The sequence below is a fragment of the Citrobacter sp. Ct235 genome (assembly GCF_030332305.1).
GTDB lineage: Bacteria > Pseudomonadota > Gammaproteobacteria > Enterobacterales > Enterobacteriaceae > Citrobacter_A > Citrobacter_A telavivensis.
Genome location: NZ_JAOWIC010000049.1, coordinates 422,441 through 439,514 on the forward strand (window position 1 = coordinate 422,441; position 17,074 = coordinate 439,514).

The 17,074-nt window shown below is 52.8% G+C and carries 20 protein-coding genes and 1 other annotated feature; of the genes, 10 read left to right on the forward strand and 10 right to left on the reverse strand.

Translation table 11 applies throughout. The annotated features are described in order from the left end of the window. The first annotated feature begins 140 nt into the window (after positions 1–140). Positions 141–395 carry a cell division activator CedA gene (gene cedA, locus OGY35_RS19155; RefSeq protein ID WP_178825496.1) on the forward strand — a complete coding sequence of 85 codons (255 nt, stop codon included), beginning with the start codon at positions 141–143 and terminating at the stop codon, positions 393–395. Positions 396–449: 54 nt separating this feature from the next. Here cedA and tcyP read toward each other — a convergent pair whose 3' ends face one another. The 4 genes from tcyP to hxpB all read right to left on the reverse strand — a co-directional run bounded on the left by tcyP (position 450) and on the right by hxpB (position 4,238). After that, positions 450–1,841 carry a cystine/sulfocysteine:cation symporter gene (gene tcyP / locus OGY35_RS19160; RefSeq protein WP_286633151.1) on the reverse strand — a complete coding sequence of 464 codons (1,392 nt, stop codon included), beginning with the start codon at positions 1,839–1,841 and terminating at the stop codon, positions 450–452. 132 nt (positions 1,842–1,973) lie between these two features. Beyond that, positions 1,974–2,564, reverse strand: a complete 591-nt coding sequence (locus OGY35_RS19165; RefSeq protein ID WP_042319395.1) for a metal-dependent hydrolase — start codon at positions 2,562–2,564, stop codon at positions 1,974–1,976. A 95-nt stretch (positions 2,565–2,659) separates the two neighbouring features. Then, positions 2,660–3,421 (reverse strand): 2-dehydro-3-deoxy-D-gluconate 5-dehydrogenase KduD, encoded by a 762-nt coding sequence (kduD, locus tag OGY35_RS19170; RefSeq protein WP_286633152.1) that lies wholly within the window; start codon positions 3,419–3,421, stop codon positions 2,660–2,662. A gap of 148 nt (positions 3,422–3,569) precedes the next feature. After that, positions 3,570–4,238 (reverse strand): hexitol phosphatase HxpB, encoded by a 669-nt coding sequence (gene hxpB, locus OGY35_RS19175; protein WP_286633153.1) that lies wholly within the window; start codon positions 4,236–4,238, stop codon positions 3,570–3,572. A 137-nt stretch (positions 4,239–4,375) separates the two neighbouring features. Between hxpB and OGY35_RS19180 the strand changes: the two genes are divergently transcribed. Then, positions 4,376–4,912, forward strand: a complete 537-nt coding sequence (locus OGY35_RS19180) for a YniB family protein (protein ID WP_178824886.1) — start codon at positions 4,376–4,378, stop codon at positions 4,910–4,912. 42 nt (positions 4,913–4,954) lie between these two features. Here the strand turns inward: OGY35_RS19180 and OGY35_RS19185 are convergent, their stop codons facing one another. The 3 genes from OGY35_RS19185 to pfkB all read right to left on the reverse strand — a co-directional run bounded on the left by OGY35_RS19185 (position 4,955) and on the right by pfkB (position 7,245). Continuing rightward, positions 4,955–5,815 (reverse strand): fructosamine kinase family protein, encoded by an 861-nt coding sequence (locus OGY35_RS19185; protein ID WP_046479718.1) that lies wholly within the window; start codon positions 5,813–5,815, stop codon positions 4,955–4,957. A gap of 106 nt (positions 5,816–5,921) precedes the next feature. Continuing rightward, on the reverse strand, positions 5,922–6,212 hold the full coding sequence (ghoS, locus tag OGY35_RS19190) for a type V toxin-antitoxin system endoribonuclease antitoxin GhoS (protein WP_286633154.1): 291 nt from the start codon (positions 6,210–6,212) through the stop codon (positions 5,922–5,924). 100 nt (positions 6,213–6,312) lie between these two features. Beyond that, on the reverse strand, positions 6,313–7,245 hold the full coding sequence (gene pfkB, locus OGY35_RS19195; protein WP_152404910.1) for a 6-phosphofructokinase II: 933 nt from the start codon (positions 7,243–7,245) through the stop codon (positions 6,313–6,315). Between the two features lie 286 nt (positions 7,246–7,531). Between pfkB and OGY35_RS19200 the strand changes: the two genes are divergently transcribed. Then, positions 7,532–8,290, forward strand: coding sequence for a DUF481 domain-containing protein (locus OGY35_RS19200; RefSeq protein ID WP_152404909.1), 759 nt, complete (start codon positions 7,532–7,534; stop codon positions 8,288–8,290). 134 nt (positions 8,291–8,424) lie between these two features. Here the strand turns inward: OGY35_RS19200 and yniD are convergent, their stop codons facing one another. From yniD to OGY35_RS19215, 3 genes are all read right to left on the reverse strand, one after another. After that, positions 8,425–8,532 (reverse strand): small membrane protein YniD, encoded by a 108-nt coding sequence (gene yniD / locus OGY35_RS19205; protein ID WP_086512613.1) that lies wholly within the window; start codon positions 8,530–8,532, stop codon positions 8,425–8,427. Between the two features lie 121 nt (positions 8,533–8,653). Further along, positions 8,654–9,463: a helix-turn-helix domain-containing protein gene (locus tag OGY35_RS19210; RefSeq protein WP_286633155.1), complete on the reverse strand. Its 810-nt coding sequence runs from the start codon at positions 9,461–9,463 to the stop codon at positions 8,654–8,656. Between the two features lie 27 nt (positions 9,464–9,490). Further along, a complete protein-coding gene (locus OGY35_RS19215; protein WP_178823266.1) occupies positions 9,491–9,802 on the reverse strand; it encodes a DUF6506 family protein in 312 nt (103 codons plus the stop codon). A gap of 361 nt (positions 9,803–10,163) precedes the next feature. Between OGY35_RS19215 and thrS the strand changes: the two genes are divergently transcribed. The 7 genes from thrS (at position 10,164) to pheT (ending at position 17,074) form a co-directional block, all read left to right on the forward strand. Further along, positions 10,164–12,092, forward strand: coding sequence for a threonine--tRNA ligase (gene thrS / locus OGY35_RS19220; protein WP_043000876.1), 1,929 nt, complete (start codon positions 10,164–10,166; stop codon positions 12,090–12,092). 3 nt (positions 12,093–12,095) lie between these two features. Continuing rightward, positions 12,096–12,638: a translation initiation factor IF-3 gene (infC, locus tag OGY35_RS19225; RefSeq protein WP_052746887.1), complete on the forward strand. Its 543-nt coding sequence runs from the start codon at positions 12,096–12,098 to the stop codon at positions 12,636–12,638. A 96-nt stretch (positions 12,639–12,734) separates the two neighbouring features. Beyond that, on the forward strand, positions 12,735–12,932 hold the full coding sequence (gene rpmI / locus OGY35_RS19230) for a 50S ribosomal protein L35 (protein WP_003030583.1): 198 nt from the start codon (positions 12,735–12,737) through the stop codon (positions 12,930–12,932). Positions 12,933–13,025: 93 nt separating this feature from the next. Beyond that, entirely contained in the window at positions 13,026–13,382 is a 357-nt protein-coding gene (gene rplT / locus OGY35_RS19235; protein WP_000124850.1) for a 50S ribosomal protein L20, read from the forward strand. A 119-nt stretch (positions 13,383–13,501) separates the two neighbouring features. After that, positions 13,502–13,625: a sequence feature (Phe leader region), on the forward strand. Then, entirely contained in the window at positions 13,507–13,551 is a 45-nt protein-coding gene (pheM, locus tag OGY35_RS19240; protein ID WP_001386830.1) for a pheST operon leader peptide PheM, read from the forward strand. (Overlaps the previous feature by 45 nt.) A gap of 62 nt (positions 13,626–13,687) precedes the next feature. Beyond that, positions 13,688–14,671 carry a phenylalanine--tRNA ligase subunit alpha gene (gene pheS / locus OGY35_RS19245; RefSeq protein WP_152404906.1) on the forward strand — a complete coding sequence of 328 codons (984 nt, stop codon included), beginning with the start codon at positions 13,688–13,690 and terminating at the stop codon, positions 14,669–14,671. A gap of 15 nt (positions 14,672–14,686) precedes the next feature. Next, positions 14,687–17,074, forward strand: coding sequence for a phenylalanine--tRNA ligase subunit beta (gene pheT, locus OGY35_RS19250; RefSeq protein ID WP_286633156.1), 2,388 nt, complete (start codon positions 14,687–14,689; stop codon positions 17,072–17,074).

The following is a 17,074-nucleotide window of genomic DNA, read 5'->3' on the forward strand; positions in this document are numbered from 1 at the left end:
CTATAGTCCACTCGCGCGATCCCGCCGGGCAGAAGGCGGATGGCTGCGTCGGCAGACAGGGGAAAGAGCACGCCAGAGGCAGGACGTGCGGGGGTAAAATCGGCTAAGATAGTTCTTTTCTGATTTTTGAATTTGTCTTAGTGAAGCAATTAATGATGAAACCTCTTCGCCAACAAAATCGCCCGGTTATTAGCTATGTTCCGCGTGTTGAACCTGCACCGCCCGAACATGCGATAAAAATGGACGCGTTTCGTGACGTGTGGATCTTGCGCGGAAAGTATGTCGCGTTTGTCTTAATGGGGGAGTCGTTCCAGCGATCGCCGACGTTTAGCGAGGCGGAATCGGCCCAGCGCTGGGCAAATCAGGTTCGTCAGGAAAACGAAATAGCAGATTAATTCCGGTATTAAAAAAACCGCCCCGAAGGGCGGTTTTCTGTTTTTTTGGGGTATTTAGTGATGCGCCAGTTCGGCGTCGTCTTCACCATCCAGAATGGTTTTATCGGTTTGCTTCAGCCACTGGCTGGTCAGCGTACCGGCGGTCATCGAACCGCTGACGTTCAGTGCGGTACGACCCATGTCGATCAGCGGCTCAACGGAGATGAGCAGCGCTACCAGCGTGACAGGCAGGCCCATCGCCGGCAGTACAATCAGCGCAGCGAAAGTGGCGCCGCCACCGACACCGGCTACCCCGGCGGAGCTGACGGTAACAATACCGACCAGCGTCGCAATCCAGAGCGGATCCAGCGGGTTAATGCCAACCGTCGGCGCCACCATAACGGCCAGCATGGCCGGATACAAACCGGCACAGCCGTTCTGGCCGATCGTCGCACCAAAGGAGGCGGCGAAGCTGGCAATAGATTCCGGCACGCCCAGACGGCGGGTTTGCGCTTCCACGTTCAGCGGGATAGAGGCCGCGCTGGAGCGACTGGTGAAGGCGAAGGTCAGAACCGGCCACACTTTGCGGAAGTACTTGAGCGGGCTCACGCCGTTCACGCCAAGCAGCACGCCGTGGACGACGAACATAATGCCCAGACCGAGGTAAGAGGCGATAACAAAACTGCCCAGCTTAATGATGTCCTGCAGGTTGGAACCGGCCACCACTTTGGTCATCAGCGCCAGGACGCCGTATGGCGTTAACTGCATGACCAGGCGAACCAGTTTCATCACCCAGCTTTGCAGCGTGTCGATAGCGGTCAGCACGCGTTCGCCTTTTGGCGCGTCATCTTTGAGCAATTTCAGTGCCGCGACACCGAGGAAGGCGGCAAAAATCACCACGCTGATGATAGAGGTTGGGTTCGCGCCGGTCAGATCGGCAAACGGGTTTTTCGGTACAAACGAAAGCACCAGTTGTGGAACGCTGAGATCGGCCACTTTACCGACATAGTTGGTTTCAATGGCATTCAGACGTGCCGTCTCTGCGCCACCTTGTACCAGACCCTCGGCGGTCAGACCAAACAGGTTGGTCACCAGCACCCCGACCAGCGCGGCAATCAGCGTGGTGAACAGCAGAGTACCGATGGTCAGGAAGCTGATTTTTCCCAACTGAGAGGCATTATGCAAACGGGCGACCGCGCTCAGAATCGAGGCGAAGACCAGCGGCATAACGATCATTTGCAGCAGTTGAACGTAGCCGTTACCGACGATGTTGAACCACTGAACGGAATCTTTCAGCACCTGGCTGTCAGAACCATAAATGGTGTGCAGCGCAAGGCCAAAGACCACGCCCATGACCAGACCAACCAGTACTTTCTTTGCCAGACTCCACTGTTTATGACGGGCTTGTGCCAGCACAAACAGCAGAATGACGAACACCACGATGTTCGCGATTAATGGAAAATTCATCCCCGTTCTCCTGATTTTATTATTCGTCCCGCTGTGTCACAGCGATCCTGTTGTCGCAAGGTTAGCAGAACTGTGACCTGGCTCTTATATTCAAATGGAATTGTTTATGCCAAAAACGCGATTTCCGCTGTTTTACTGATCGATTTGATGCTTTATGAAGCGGTTGAACTGCCATTGCAGCGTGTTAATCATATCGGATGACCAGCGAACTGCACTGTTCTGGGGCAAGGTTTGTGGCATCCATACCGCCCAGGCAAACAGCGCCATGCAGAGAAATCGCTCCAACTGATTACCCTTCTGCGGGACCAGAATCGGCAGGCGAAAGCGCCAGCGACAGGGCCAGAGCAGGGGGACGCCCGCTGGCGTCAGCATGTCTGCAGCAATATGACTCAGATAGCCCACCACCATGCCCTGTAAGGCGTCGGCGGGGATGACCCAACTCTCCGGTACTTTCAGGTAGAAGGTGGCCAGTAGCGCAAAGACGGCCAGCAGACTGTGGGTAAATCCGCGGTGACCAAACGCCCGGGCGATCGGTTTCGAAACCCATTTCAGGCGCTGACCGAGGAATGACTTTGGGTGATCGATGTCCGGTAACAGACAGGTCAAAATCGCGGAGGGAACAATATGCCACCAGTCACCCTGTGCGAGCACGGGCGTCAGCTCCGCGTTTTTAGCGAACACCGCGCAGGCAATTGAAAAGAGGAGGTGACCTTCCGCCGTCATGATAAAACCTGATAAACTGTGAATTCGTACAGTATAGGGTTTTTATACAGTGGGCGGAAGTGGTGACGTTGTAACTCTTTGTCAATACTGCGCGTTTATCGCGCTAACCAACCGCCATCGACGGCAAGCGTATAGCCGTTGATGTAATCCGACGCGGGTGATGCGAGGAAAACGACCGGGCCTTGCAGATCCTCTGGCGTTCCCCAACGACCCGCCGGGATGCGATCGACAATCTCTTGATTGCGCCCGGCATCTTCCCGCAGTTGTTGGGTATTGTTGGTCGCCATGTAGCCGGGGGCGATGGCGTTGACGTTAATCTGATGCTGCGCCCACTCGTTGGCTAACAGTCGGGTAATGCCCAGCACGCCGCTCTTTGAGGCCGTATAGGACGGGACGCGAATCCCGCCCTGAAACGATAGCATTGAGGCGATATTAATGATTTTGCCGCCCTGGCCCTGAGCGATGAACTGGCGTGCCACGGCCTGGGAGAGAAAAAAGAGCGACTTGAGATTCAGGTTCATCACCTCGTCCCAGTCCTTTTCGCTGAAATTGAGCGCGTCTTCGCGACGAATGGTTCCGGCGTTGTTCACCAGAATGTCGATGTGACCGAATTTCTCAACCGTCTGGGCGACAACGCCCGCGATGACCTCCTGCTGGCTCAGATCGGCCTGAATGGTGAAAAAGCGGCGTCCCAGCGCTTCTACTTTGGCGGCGGTGTCATGAGGAATTTTGCGGTTCACGCCGACGATGTCACAACCGGCTTGCGCCAGTGCAACCGCCATCCCTTGTCCAAGTCCGGTATCACAACCAGTGACGATGGCGACTTTACCTGTGAGACGAAATGCATCCAGAATCATAGTAACCTCGGCTATCCGTTTTTATCTGTTATGTGCCCTGAAGGAAGGATAGGAGAGGAACGGAAGGAATACAATTAAAAATGAAACGTTGTTTTAAATTTATTAACTGTCTAACGAGGCGGGCAATGTTGCCATTGCCCGCTCCCGGTTAGCCGCGCAAATCGGCGAGGGTCAGTTCCGTGAGTGAATTGAGCCTGACGTCGGCGAGGATATAGCGCGGATCGTGTCTCACCTCTTTATCCGGCACGACGATAGAGCGCATCCGGGCTGCTTTAGACGCCACCATGCCGTTGACGGAATCTTCCAGCGCGACACAGCATAACGGGTCGACGCCCAGTTTTGCCGCACAGTCAATATAAACCTGAGGATGGGGTTTGCTGTAGGGCAGTTTTTCCGCAGAGGCGAGGGCATCGAAGCTCTCCCGCAGGTCAAACATCGCCAGGACTTTTTCCAGCATATGCAGAGGGGACGCTGACGCCAGTCCCACCTTCAAACCTTGCGCTTTACACAACGCGATAGCCTCTTTGACGCCAGGCAATAGCGGACGCGTCTCTTCAACCAGGGCGATAGCGCGGGTAATGACGCGATCGGTGACCTCCTGGCGGCTCGGCCCGCTCCACGGTTGCTGGGCAAACCAGAGATCAACAACCATATCGATGCGCAGCCCCAGCGTATCCGGGAGTTCATGACGACGAGTGATATCGACGCCAACGCTGGACAGTACGTCCAGTTCAGCCCGATCCCACAGCGGCTCGGAATCAATCAGTAATCCATCCATATCGAATATTGCCGCAAGAATTTGACGCGGGGTTGACATTACAACCTCTCCTGTTGAGCATTAAATGTAGGGTAATCAGCGTTAGCCGCTATCATAACGTTTTTAAAGATCGGGCGAAAAGGGTTATCAGCAGGTAGACTTAAGCCAAAACGACGCGTCTTCATCAAGGGGAACTCATGACGTATCAACAAGCTGGACGCATAGCGGTGTTAAAAAGGATCTTAGGATGGGTGATATTTATCCCGACACTCCTCTCCACGCTGATTTCAGCCCTGAAATTTATGTATGCGCACAGCGAAAAGCAGGAAGGAATTAACGCGGTGATGCTCGATTTTACCCATGTCATGATTGATATGATGCGAGTGAATACCCCGTTTCTGAACCTCTTCTGGTACAACTCGCCGACGCCGGATTTTCACAATAGCCTGAACATTTTGTTCTGGTTGATTTTTGCGCTGATTTTTATCGGGCTGGCGATGCAGGATTCCGGCGCGCGCATGAGTCGCCAGGCGCGGTTTTTACGTGAAGGCGTCGAAGACCAGTTGATTCTGGAGAAAGCCAAGGGCAGCGAAGGACTGTCTCGCGAACAGATTGAGTCGCGCATTGTGGTACCGCATCATACGATTTTTCTGCAGTTTTTCCCGCTCTATATCCTGCCGGTGATTATCATCGTTCTCGGATATGTATTCTTTTCGCTGTTGGGATTTGTCTGAACCAAAAGGCCGCCATCCGGCGGCCTTTGATGTCAGCCATTATTACGCCGCGAGGAGTCTGTCCATTGCCTTCTGTGCAATCACCAGGTGTTGACCGCCAAACAGTCTTGCCCGGTTGAGCAGGGTATACAGTTGGTACACCGGCTGTCGGTCGAGAAAATCTAACGGCAGTGGCGACACCGACTGATAACCATCATAAATTTGCGGCGGCTGTTCGGTATGCAACGGCAACATTGCCAGATCGCACTCTCTGTCTCCCCAGTAACAGGCCGGATCAAACAGATACGGACCGTCTGGCCCCAGCGCGCAGTTCCCTGACCACAAATCGCCGTGCAGCAAAGAGGGCTGCGGCTGGTGAGAGGAGAGACGCTGTTGCACATGTTCGACAATGGCGTCGATATTACCAAAGGCGATGCCTTTTTCCGCCGCCAGTTCAAGTTGCCAGCCAATGCGCTGTTCGGCAAAGAAGGTTGACCAGCGGCGTTGCCAGGCATTGGGTTGCGGAGTGGTCGAAAGCGCGTTATCGAAATCCAGCCCAAACTGCGGCTGATCGCTCCATTCATGCAGATGGGCAAGCTGTTGCCCCAGAATAAACGCACTATGCGCGTCCAGCGGACGAGGAGGGAGATAATCCATCACCAGAAAGCTGTAATCACGATCCGCACCTACCGCCCACACTTTGGGGACCGTCACCGTATGGCTGCGTGATAACAGTTCTAATTGATCGGCTTCTGCCGTAAAGCCCGGAAGCAGTTCCCGTTCATCACATTTAACGAAGAAATCGCGTCCCGCATAGCGTAAATGCCACGCGGCATGAATCTCTCCGCCAGGCAGTTCGTTACGCAGTTCGATTTCGCCTTCACCGAGTTGCTCGCTTAAAAGACGACTGATAGCCTGCCACATGATGTCTCTCCCCATGTTGTCTGCCAGATCATAAGGTTAGCGCAAAGATGCGGTTAAAAAACACGAACTAACGCACACCGTGGACGTGTTTTCGCGGGAATGGCATTTATTGTCCGCTGTGTTCCCACTCTTCCCAGGTCACCACGCTGACCTCCGGCGCTCTATCTAACGCACTTTCAGCCAGCCCTGCGGCCAGCGCTTTGACCTCGTCCAGACTCTGGGCGCTAATCAACCCAAAGGTATTGGTTCCCAGCTCGTGCACATTCCCGTCATCATCCGTGAGAGTGAGCAGAAAACCGGCACGGGTGAGATGGTTGTTCAGTTCATTTATTTCCGTTAAGGAGTCCTCGTGGAACGTGATGGTAACAACATATCGGGTGATATCCCCACTGGCCATTTGACACCCCTTTGTAATCTCATGAGTTTGTAGCATAGACGGTGAACGCGTATGCCGACAGGTTTGGGCGAAATTCCCCCTCGAAAAGAGGGGGAAATCATTATGGCTGGCTAAGGTAAGCGTAGATTTTCTGCGTGTCGTCGTGGGAGCACAGGCGCGTTCCCTGGTTGATGGTCGCGGCGCTACCGGCCGCAACGCCGAAGCGCACCATATCCTCAAGCGAGGCGCCTTCAGCCAGTTTGAGGGTCATTGCCCCCACCATGCTGTCGCCTGCGCCAACGGTGCTCTGGCTTTTAACCGGCGGCGGTACGACCTGCACGCAGGTTTCGCTGTCCACGCCCAGCGCGCCCTGGGGACCGAGAGAGACGACGACGCGCTGCGCTTTGCCGCTGCGGACAATTTCCTGCGCCGCTTTGCGCACGTCATCAGGCTGGGTGAGTTCGCGGTTAACCAGCGCGCTCAGTTCTTTCTGGTTGGGTTTGACCAGTTCAATATTGCCAATGGCTAACGCGGCCGTCAGCGCGTCGCCGGAGCTGTCAATGATGCAGCGGATCCCCTGTTTCTGCGCGGCGGTAATCAACTGGCTGAGTTTTTCGACTTTGACCCCCGGCGGCAAACTGCCGCTGATCACCAGAATGGCGCCGGACTCGATCTCCAGCACTTGTTCTTCTATCTGGCGAAACTCATCGTCATTCAATGCCGCGCCGGGCATCACAAAGCGATACTGCTCGCCGCTGGATTCGACATGAACATGCAGGTTCTGACGCGTCCAGTCTTTTGCATCAATGGTTGCTACCGGAACGTTTTCATCGGCAAGCAGGGCGACCAGATGTTCGCCGGTTGCGCCGCCGACGGGGAAAATGGCGGTCGCGGTTCCGCCCAGATGGGCAATGGCGCGAGCGACGTTAATGCCTCCGCCACCGGGCTCAAATACCGGGGCAGTACAGCGGAGTTTCCCTTCGGGATAGATTTGCGGGGTGATCGTTGCGCTATCGAGAGAGGGCGCAAGCGTCAACGTATAGATACGTACCATCGTTACCTCCTGTTAGGCTGCGTTCAGTCTGGCACCGAATAGCCCTAAAGTGAAGTCATTAACAATATGATTAATTAAAGTTTATTTATTTTATTTGCCGTAAGGTTATATAAATATTTAATTGTTTTGAGAGCTCTCTTATTCAAAAAATGAAATAAGAATTCATTGCTATGTTATTCGAGCCTTTTTATAATTTGTTACCTTTCCTGGGGCGTTAGCCATTGATCCCTCTGAAAGTTTCCGGGACCGTAATGGTCTCTTTTTTTGTTGTACGGACTCTTTATAAATGAAGCTTTTAAAGACAGTTCCCGCTGCCATTCTGCTGGCGGGAGGCGTGTTTGCGTCGATGTATGCAACTGCCGATGATTCCGTTTTTACTGTCATGGATGACCCCTCAAGTGCGAAGAAACCCTTCGAAGGCAATCTCAACGCCGGTTACCTTGCGCAGTCAGGCAACACGAAAAGTTCTTCTTTGACCGCGGACACGACCATGACCTGGTACGGACAATCAACGGCCTGGTCACTGTGGGGGAATGCGAGCAACACGTCTTCCAATGATGAACGCTCTTCAGAGAAATATGCTGTTGGCGGTCGTAGTCGTTACAATGTGACCGATTATGACTACCTTTTCGGCCAGGCGAGTTGGCTGACAGACCGTTATAACGGCTACCGTGAGCGCGATGTGTTCACCGCCGGTTATGGTCGCCAGTTCCTTAACGGTCCCGTACATAGCTTCCGTTTTGAATTCGGTCCGGGCGTACGTTACGACGAACATACTGATGGCAAGACGGAAACCCAGCCGCTGGGCTATGCCTCTGGCGCGTATGCATGGCAGATTTCAGACAACACCAAATTTACGCAAGGCGTGTCGGTGTTCGGTGCTGAAGATACAACGCTGAACTCCGAGACGGCGCTGAATGTGGCAATCAATGAGCATTTTGGCCTGAAAGTGGCGTACAACGTGACGTGGAACTCAGAACCGCCGGAGACGGCGCCGGAGCACACGGACAGACGTACCACCGTCTCTCTGGGCTACCGGATGTAAGCCGAGGCCAGACTGTTCTCCAGTCTGGCTTTTTTATTACGGTGTTTGATGACAATTCACCCGCCACGCCTTTATCCAGAATCTTCACTTCGCCAGAATCTCGATGTCTGACGCGACGGGGCGCTGTTTCGCCGCTATCCCCAAATCATTGCTGCCCAGCGTAGCAATAGCATTGCACCACAGATGACGATCAGGACGACCACCATTTTCCAGTGTTTTTTGGCGAAGCGATTTGATGGCATCATTTATTTCCTGTCGGTTCCAGACGGTTAATCCTAGTGTAACAAAACTGTCAGCCAATCAGTGAATGGATATGCATCTTGCCTCGTCCAACAGGGAAGGAAAAGGAGGGGGCTATGGCACCTACTCTGCAAGCGCGTTGGTATAGTAATTAGGCTGCCGGTACTGAAGCTTCAAAAGTTCAGTCGGCGTCAGACCGGTATAGAGGCGACATGTTTTGATGAAATGGGCCTGATCGTAGTAGCCGTGGTTGAGTGCGCTGTTCAGAACATCGCCTTCTGTCAGCAGCTGGCGCAGCGTTCTCTGAAATCGGGCTGTGCGGCAAAAATAGCGTGCATCGACGCCAGTAAATTGATGAACGCGTCGTAGCATTGTCCGTTCAGTCAACCCCAACTGGTTACGGAGCGTCGAGAAAGCATCTCCATAATACAGTCGGTTCACCGCCTGAATGAGCGCGGTGTTCACCAGATGGCGACGGTCAGCAATAGCCAGCAGCCAGCGTTCTAACCGGTTGATGCGCATTTCATACGGTAAATTAATCAGTTCCGGGATCGCCCAACGTAAACCCATATCGGTGAAGGAAACGGGAACATCATCCAGTTCATCCATCGCGACACCCAGGAGGGGGAAGCAGGTGGCAGAACGCAGTCGGATTGACAATAAATCGATTTCTCCCTGGGGGATGAATGTCATTCTGGACCTGCGCGGGCGAAGCAGGACAGCCTCGCCCTTTGGGACAATAAGGCAATTTGCTGTCTGTTGGCTATCAAGCGGTATCGTCGCAATGCGCAGAGGATCGCCCAGGTTGAGCAGCAGTTCGCCTCCGGTCCCGGGAAAAAGCGTGGGCAAGGGCGTCCCTGCTGACATTTGCCAGCACCAGAAATGGGCTATCCAGTCAGCCAGCGCCGGACTGGGCGCGCTGCGTCGTTGCATGTCGCTGTTTACCTCTGACTCAGTGCCTTATTCAAACAGACTGTCTCCACTTTGGTTCCCCAGCCCCGGATGAAGGTCAAAGCGAACGACGCCTACGTGCATTCGGCCTGCTGCCGCCTTCACCATATGTGCAACACCAAGATGGCCGAAACCCGCACACAATTCAATCGCCCGGATCCCCTCGTCATAAAGCGCATCAAGGAGTTTACCCGCCTGCTGATAATCGCTCACCGCGATCGTTTTCACCTGCACCTGTTCGGTTTTTACCCAGGCGTTATGGGTCTCAGCAACCGCGTGAGGCGCAACAAAAATAAATGCCGCTTTTAAAATATCGCTCATGACTCGTTATCCTGTTTTGTTATCGAACCGGGATCTTATGTTTGATAACGTGAGCGGTATTGTACCAATCCGCCAGGAATGTAGTCGGGAATGCCGAAATATCGTTCCGCACAGGGAGAAAATACCCGCTAACGTCGTGAGCCAGCCCAATATAAAACAGAAGGGTGCATTCTCCCTTTTTTTAGTGTTACCATCGTTCGACCACATTGCAGCGCTCGCGTAGCGAATGCTGATGTGTCCCAGATTGTGTGCCAATTTAGCAATTGTTGGTTAGATGGCTTCACAACTAACTGTAAACAAACAAATTTTCTCTTTGTATGTGATCTTGCGTATGGGTCACCACTGCAAATAAGGACATAACATGCCTGTTATTACTCTTCCTGATGGCAGTCAACGCCATTACGACCACGCTGTAAGCCCCATGGATGTTGCTCTGGATATCGGTCCTGGTCTGGCGAAAGCCACCCTCGCTGGCCGCGTTAATGGCGAGCTGGTTGATGCTTCTGACCTGATCGAAAATGATGCGACGCTCTCTATCATCACCGCAAAAGATGAAGAAGGGCTGGAGATCATTCGTCACTCCTGTGCGCACCTGTTAGGTCATGCGATCAAACAACTTTGGCCAAATACCAAGATGGCTATCGGTCCGGTTGTCGACAATGGTTTCTACTATGATGTGGACCTTGACCGTACGTTGACCCAGGAAGATATCGATGCGCTCGAGAAGCGGATGCACGAGCTCGCTGAGAAAAATTACGATGTCATTAAGAAAAAAGTCAGCTGGCACGAAGCGCGTGAAACCTTCGTGAAGCGTGGCGAGATTTATAAAGTCTCCATTCTTGATGAAAACATTGCCCATGATGACAAACCTGGTTTGTATCATCATGAAGAATATGTCGATATGTGTCGTGGTCCGCACGTGCCGAATATGCGCTTCTGCCATCACTTTAAACTGATGAAAACCGCAGGTGCATACTGGCGTGGCGACAGCGACAACAAGATGTTGCAGCGTATCTACGGAACGGCCTGGGCAGATAAAAAAGCCCTCAGTGCTTATCTGCAACGTCTGGAAGAAGCGGCAAAACGTGACCACCGTAAAATCGGTAAGCAGCTTGACCTGTATCACATGCAGGAAGAAGCGCCGGGTATGGTGTTCTGGCATAACGACGGCTGGACTATCTTCCGCGAACTGGAAGTCTTTGTGCGCTCCAAGCTCAAAGAGTATCAGTATCAGGAAGTGAAAGGACCGTTCATGATGGACCGTGTGCTGTGGGAAAAAACCGGGCACTGGGACAACTACAAAGATGCGATGTTCACTACCTCTTCTGAGAACCGTGAATACTGCATCAAGCCGATGAACTGTCCGGGTCACGTACAGATCTTTAATCAGGGCCTGAAATCCTACCGCGACCTGCCGCTGCGTATGGCAGAGTTTGGTAGCTGCCATCGTAACGAACCGTCAGGTGCGCTGCATGGTCTGATGCGTGTGCGTGGCTTCACCCAGGATGATGCGCATATCTTCTGTACTGAAGAGCAAATCCGCGATGAAGTTAACGCGTGCATCCGTATGGTCTACGATATGTACAGCACATTTGGCTTCGAGAAAATCGTCGTCAAACTTTCCACTCGTCCCGAAAAACGTATCGGTAGCGATGAAATGTGGGATCGTGCTGAGGCGGATCTGGCCGTTGCGCTGGAAGAAAACAATATCCCATTTGAATACCAACTGGGTGAAGGCGCGTTCTACGGTCCGAAAATTGAATTTACCCTGTATGACTGTCTCGATCGCGCATGGCAGTGCGGTACTGTACAGCTGGACTTTTCTCTGCCGTCTCGTCTGAGCGCCTCGTATGTGGGCGAAAACAACGAGCGTCAGGTACCGGTTATGATTCACCGCGCAATTCTTGGGTCTATGGAACGTTTCATCGGTATCCTGACTGAAGAGTTCGCCGGCTTCTTCCCGACCTGGCTTGCGCCGGTTCAGGTAGTGGTGATGAACATTACCGATTCACAGTCTGAATACGTTAACGAATTGACGCAGAAACTACAAAATGCGGGCATTCGTGTAAAAGCAGACTTGAGAAATGAGAAGATAGGCTTTAAAATCCGCGAGCACACTTTACGTCGTGTCCCTTACATGTTGGTCTGTGGCGACAAAGAGGTAGAAGCCGGCAAAGTTGCCGTGCGTACCCGTCGTGGCAAAGACTTGGGCAGCCTGGACGTAAGTGAAGTGATTGAGAAGCTGCAACAAGAGATTCGCAGCCGCAGTCTTCAACAACTGGAGGAATAAGGTATTAAAGGCGGAAAACGAGTTCAAACGGCACGTCCGAATCGTATCAATGGCGAGATTCGCGCCCTGGAAGTTCGCTTAACAGGTCTGGAAGGCGAAGCTTTGGGTATTGTGAGTCTGAGAGAAGCTATCGAAAAAGCTGAAGAAGCTGGAGTAGATTTAGTTGAAATCAGCCCTAACGCCGAACCGCCAGTTTGTCGTATCATGGACTACGGCAAGTTCCTTTATGAAAAGAGTAAGTCTTCTAAGGAACAGAAGAAAAAGCAAAAAGTTATCCAGGTTAAGGAAATTAAATTCCGTCCTGGTACCGATGATGGCGACTATCAGGTAAAACTCCGCAGCCTGATTCGCTTTCTGGAAGATGGCGATAAGGCCAAGATCACGCTGCGTTTCCGCGGTCGTGAGATGGCCCACCAACAGATTGGTATGGAAGTGCTGACGCGCGTCCGTGACGATCTGAGTGAACTGGCAGTAGTCGAATCCTTCCCTACGAAGATCGAAGGCCGCCAGATGATCATGGTGCTCGCTCCTAAGAAGAAACAGTAAGGCCTTCAAGTAGCAATGTCTGTGGAGCCTGCGGGTTCCACAGCCGTTGTTCGCCTATGTTTCGTTTATTAACAATGCGAAGTGGAAGTTATTAAAATGCCAAAAATTAAGACCGTACGCGGTGCTGCTAAGCGCTTCAAAAAAACCGGTGGTGGTGGATTTAAGCGTAAGCACGCAAACCTGCGTCATATTCTGACCAAAAAATCGACTAAGCGTAAACGTCACCTGCGTCCAAAAGGCCTTGTTTCTAAAGGCGATCTGGGCCTGGTTATCGCGTGCCTGCCGTACGCATAAGCCGTTAACGTTTTTTTTAACTTTTTAATGCCTAATCGATTTCACCGTGGTGAAAGATGAAGGGCAAATCAGAATAGATACAGGAGAGCACATATGGCTCGCGTAAAACGTGGTGTAATTGCACGCGCACGTCACAAGAAAATTTTGAAACAAGCCAAAGGCTACTATGGTGCGCGTTCTCGCGTATACCGCGTTGCCTTCCAGGCCGTTATCAAAGCAGGTCAGTATGCTTACCGTGACCGTCGTCAACGTAAGCGTCAGTTCCGTCAACTGTGGATTGCGCGTATCAACGCAGCAGCACGTCAGAACGGTATTTCTTACAGCAAATTCATCAACGGCCTGAAAAAAGCCTCTGTTGAAATCGACCGTAAGATCCTGGCTGACATCGCAGTATTCGACAAAGTAGCGTTCACCGCTCTGGTCGAAAAAGCGAAAGCAGCTCTGGCATAAGCCAGTGAAAAGAGGGAGCCTGGCTCCCTCTCTTTTATTTGTTGTACCGTCAATGAGTTGACAATTGATCCGTAACCCTTTTCAATAAAGGTTCTCCGGTTTTACCACACAAGGTAACGCAAGCATGAATGCTGCTATTTTCCGCTTCTTTTTTTACTTTAGCACCTGACTCCGGGAGGCTAGCGCGTGAAAGAAGAAACGAAAAACAGCGCAAAAAAGCCTCCTGATGGAGGCTTTTTTTGTGCCCGAAATCGAGAGATTACGTTCAACGAACCGGTGTCTTCACCGACACAATGAGGAAAACCATGTCACATCTCGCAGAACTGGTAGCCAGTGCGAAGGCGGCCATTAACCAGGCGTCAGATGTTGCCGCGTTAGACAATGTGCGCGTCGAATATTTGGGCAAAAAAGGGCACCTGACCCTTCAGATGACGACTCTGCGCGAGCTGCCACCTGAAGAGCGTCCTGCAGCCGGTGCGGTGATTAACGAAGCGAAAGAGCAGGTACAGCAGGCGCTCAACGCGCGTAAAGCGGATCTGGAAAACGCCGCGCTGAATGCACGACTGGCGGCGGAAACCATCGATGTTTCTCTGCCTGGTCGTCGTATTGAAAACGGTGGTCTGCATCCGGTAACCCGTACCATCGATCGTATTGAAAGCTTCTTCGGTGAGCTTGGCTTCACCGTGGCGACCGGTCCGGAAATCGAAGATGACTATCACAACTTTGATGCGCTGAATATTCCGGGTCACCATCCGGCCCGTGCAGATCACGATACCTTCTGGTTTGATGCAACGCGTCTGCTGCGTACCCAGACGTCTGGCGTACAGATTCGTACCATGAAAGAAAAGCAGCCGCCGATTCGCATTATCGCGCCGGGTCGCGTGTATCGTAACGACTACGATCAGACGCATACCCCGATGTTCCACCAGATGGAAGGCCTGATTGTGGATACCAACATCAGCTTTACCAACCTGAAAGGGACGCTGCATGACTTCCTGCGCAACTTCTTTGAAGAAGATTTGCAGATTCGCTTCCGTCCTTCCTATTTCCCGTTTACTGAGCCGTCTGCAGAAGTGGACGTAATGGGTAAAAACGGCAAATGGTTGGAAGTGCTGGGGTGCGGCATGGTGCATCCGAACGTTCTGCGTAACGTCGGCATCGACCCGGAAATCTACTCGGGTTTTGCGTTTGGGATGGGTATGGAGCGTCTGACCATGTTGCGTTACGGTGTCACTGACCTACGTGCGTTCTTCGAAAACGATCTGCGTTTCCTCAAACAGTTTAAATAAAGGCAGGATAAAACAATGAAATTCAGTGAACTGTGGTTACGCGAGTGGGTTAACCCGGCTATCGACAGCGACGCGTTGTCGAATCAAATCACCATGGCAGGCCTGGAAGTTGACGGCGTTGACGCGGTCGCCGGTGAATTTAACGGCGTGGTGGTGGGTGAAGTGGTTGAATGCGGCCAGCACCCGAATGCGGACAAACTGCGTGTGACGAAAGTTAACGTCGGTGGTGAGCGTCTGCTGGACATCGTCTGCGGCGCGCCAAACTGCCGTCAGGGGCTGAAGGTGGCGGTTGCGACTATCGGTGCCGTTCTGCCGGGCGATTTTAAAATTAAAGCGGCTAAGCTGCGCGGTGAGCCGTCTGAAGGCATGCTGTGCTCCTTCTCCGAACTGGGCATTTCCGACGATCACAGCGGCATTATTGAACTGCCGGCAGATGCGCCGATCGGTACCGACATTCGCGAGTATCTGAAGCTTAATGACAACACCATTGAGATCAGCGTCACGCCTAACCGTGCTGACTGCTTAGGGATCATCGGTGTGGCCCGCGATGTGGCTGTGCTGAATAAAGCGCCGCTGGTTGAGCCGGAAATCGTGCCGGTTGCGGCAACTGTCAGCGATGTTCTGCCGATTACCGTAGAAGCCTCCGACGCCTGCCCGCGGTATCTGGGTCGTGTGGTGAAAGGCATCAATGTGAAAGCGCCTACACCGTTGTGGATGAAAGAAAAACTGCGTCGTTGCGGTATTCGCTCCATTGATGCGGTGGTTGACGTTACCAACTACGTGTTGCTCGAACTGGGTCAGCCGATGCATGCCTTTGATAAAGACCGCATTGAAGGCGGGATTGTCGTTCGCATGGCGAAAGAGGGCGAAACGCTGGTGCTGCTCGATGGCAGTGAAGCGAAGCTGAACGCAGATACGCTGGTGATTGCCGATCATCAGAAAGCGCTGGCGATGGGCGGCATCTTTGGTGGCGAACATTCAGGCGTGAACGATGAAACACAAAACGTGCTGCTGGAATGTGCATTCTTCAGCCCGCTGTCGATTACCGGTCGTGCGCGCCGTCATGGCCTGCATACCGATGCTTCTCACCGCTATGAGCGCGGTGTCGATCCTGCGCTGCAGTACAAAGCGATGGAACGTGCCACCCGTCTGCTGATGGACATCTGCGGCGGCGAAGCTGGTCCGGTCATTGATGTGACGGATGAAGCGACGCTGCCGAAGCGTGCCACCATTACGTTGCGCCGTAGCAAACTGGATCGCCTGATTGGTCATCACATTGCCGATGCGCTGGTGAGCGACATTCTGCGTCGTCTGGGCTGTGATGTGACAGAAGGCGAAGGCGAGTGGCAGGCCGTTGCGCCGAGCTGGCGTTTCGACATGGAAATTGAAGAAGACCTGGTTGAAGAAGTCGCCCGCGTGTATGGCTACGACAACATCCCTGACGAACCCATCCAGGCCGGTCTTATCATGGGGACGCATCGTGAAGCGGATCTGTCGCTGAAACGTGTGAAAACCTTGCTGAACGACAAAGGCTACCAGGAAGTCATTACCTATAGCTTCGTCGATCCGAAAGTACAGCAGTTGCTCCACCCAGGTGAAGAGGCGCTGCTGCTGCCAAGCCCAATCTCCATCGAAATGTCGGCAATGCGCCTGTCGCTGTGGACAGGGTTACTGGCAACGGTGGTATACAACCAGAACCGTCAGCAGAACCGCGTACGTATTTTTGAAAGCGGGCTGCGTTTTGTGCCGGATACCCAGGCCAACCTGGGCATTCGTCAGGATCTGATGCTGGCTGGCGTTATCTGCGGTAACCGCCACGATGAGCACTGGGACCTGGCAAAAGAGACCGTTGATTTCTATGATTTGAAGGGCGATCTGGAAGCGGTGTTGGATCTGACCGGTAAACTCGGCGACATTCAGTTCAGAGCAGAGGCCAATCCTGCACTGCATCCGGGACAGTCTGCAGCGATTTATCTGAAAGGTGAACGCATTGGTTTCATTGGTGTTGTTCATCCTGAGCTGGAACGTAAGCTGGATCTCAATGGCCGTACTCTGGTGTTCGAACTGGAGTGGAACAAGCTCGCAGACCGCGTGGTGCCTCAGGCGCGCGAGATTTCACGCTTCCCGGCGAACCGTCGCGACATCGCTGTCGTCGTCGCAGAAAACGTTCCCGCTGCTGATATTTTATCCGAGTGTAAGAAAGTTGGCGTAAATCAGGTAGTTGGCGTAAACTTATTTGACGTGTACCGTGGTAAGGGTGTTGCGGAGGGGTATAAGAGCCTCGCCATTAGCCTGATCCTTCAGGATACCAGCCGTACACTCGAAGAAGAGGAGATTGCCGCTACCGTTGCCAAATGTGTAGAGGCATTAAAAGAGCGATTCCAGGCATCATTGAGGGATTGA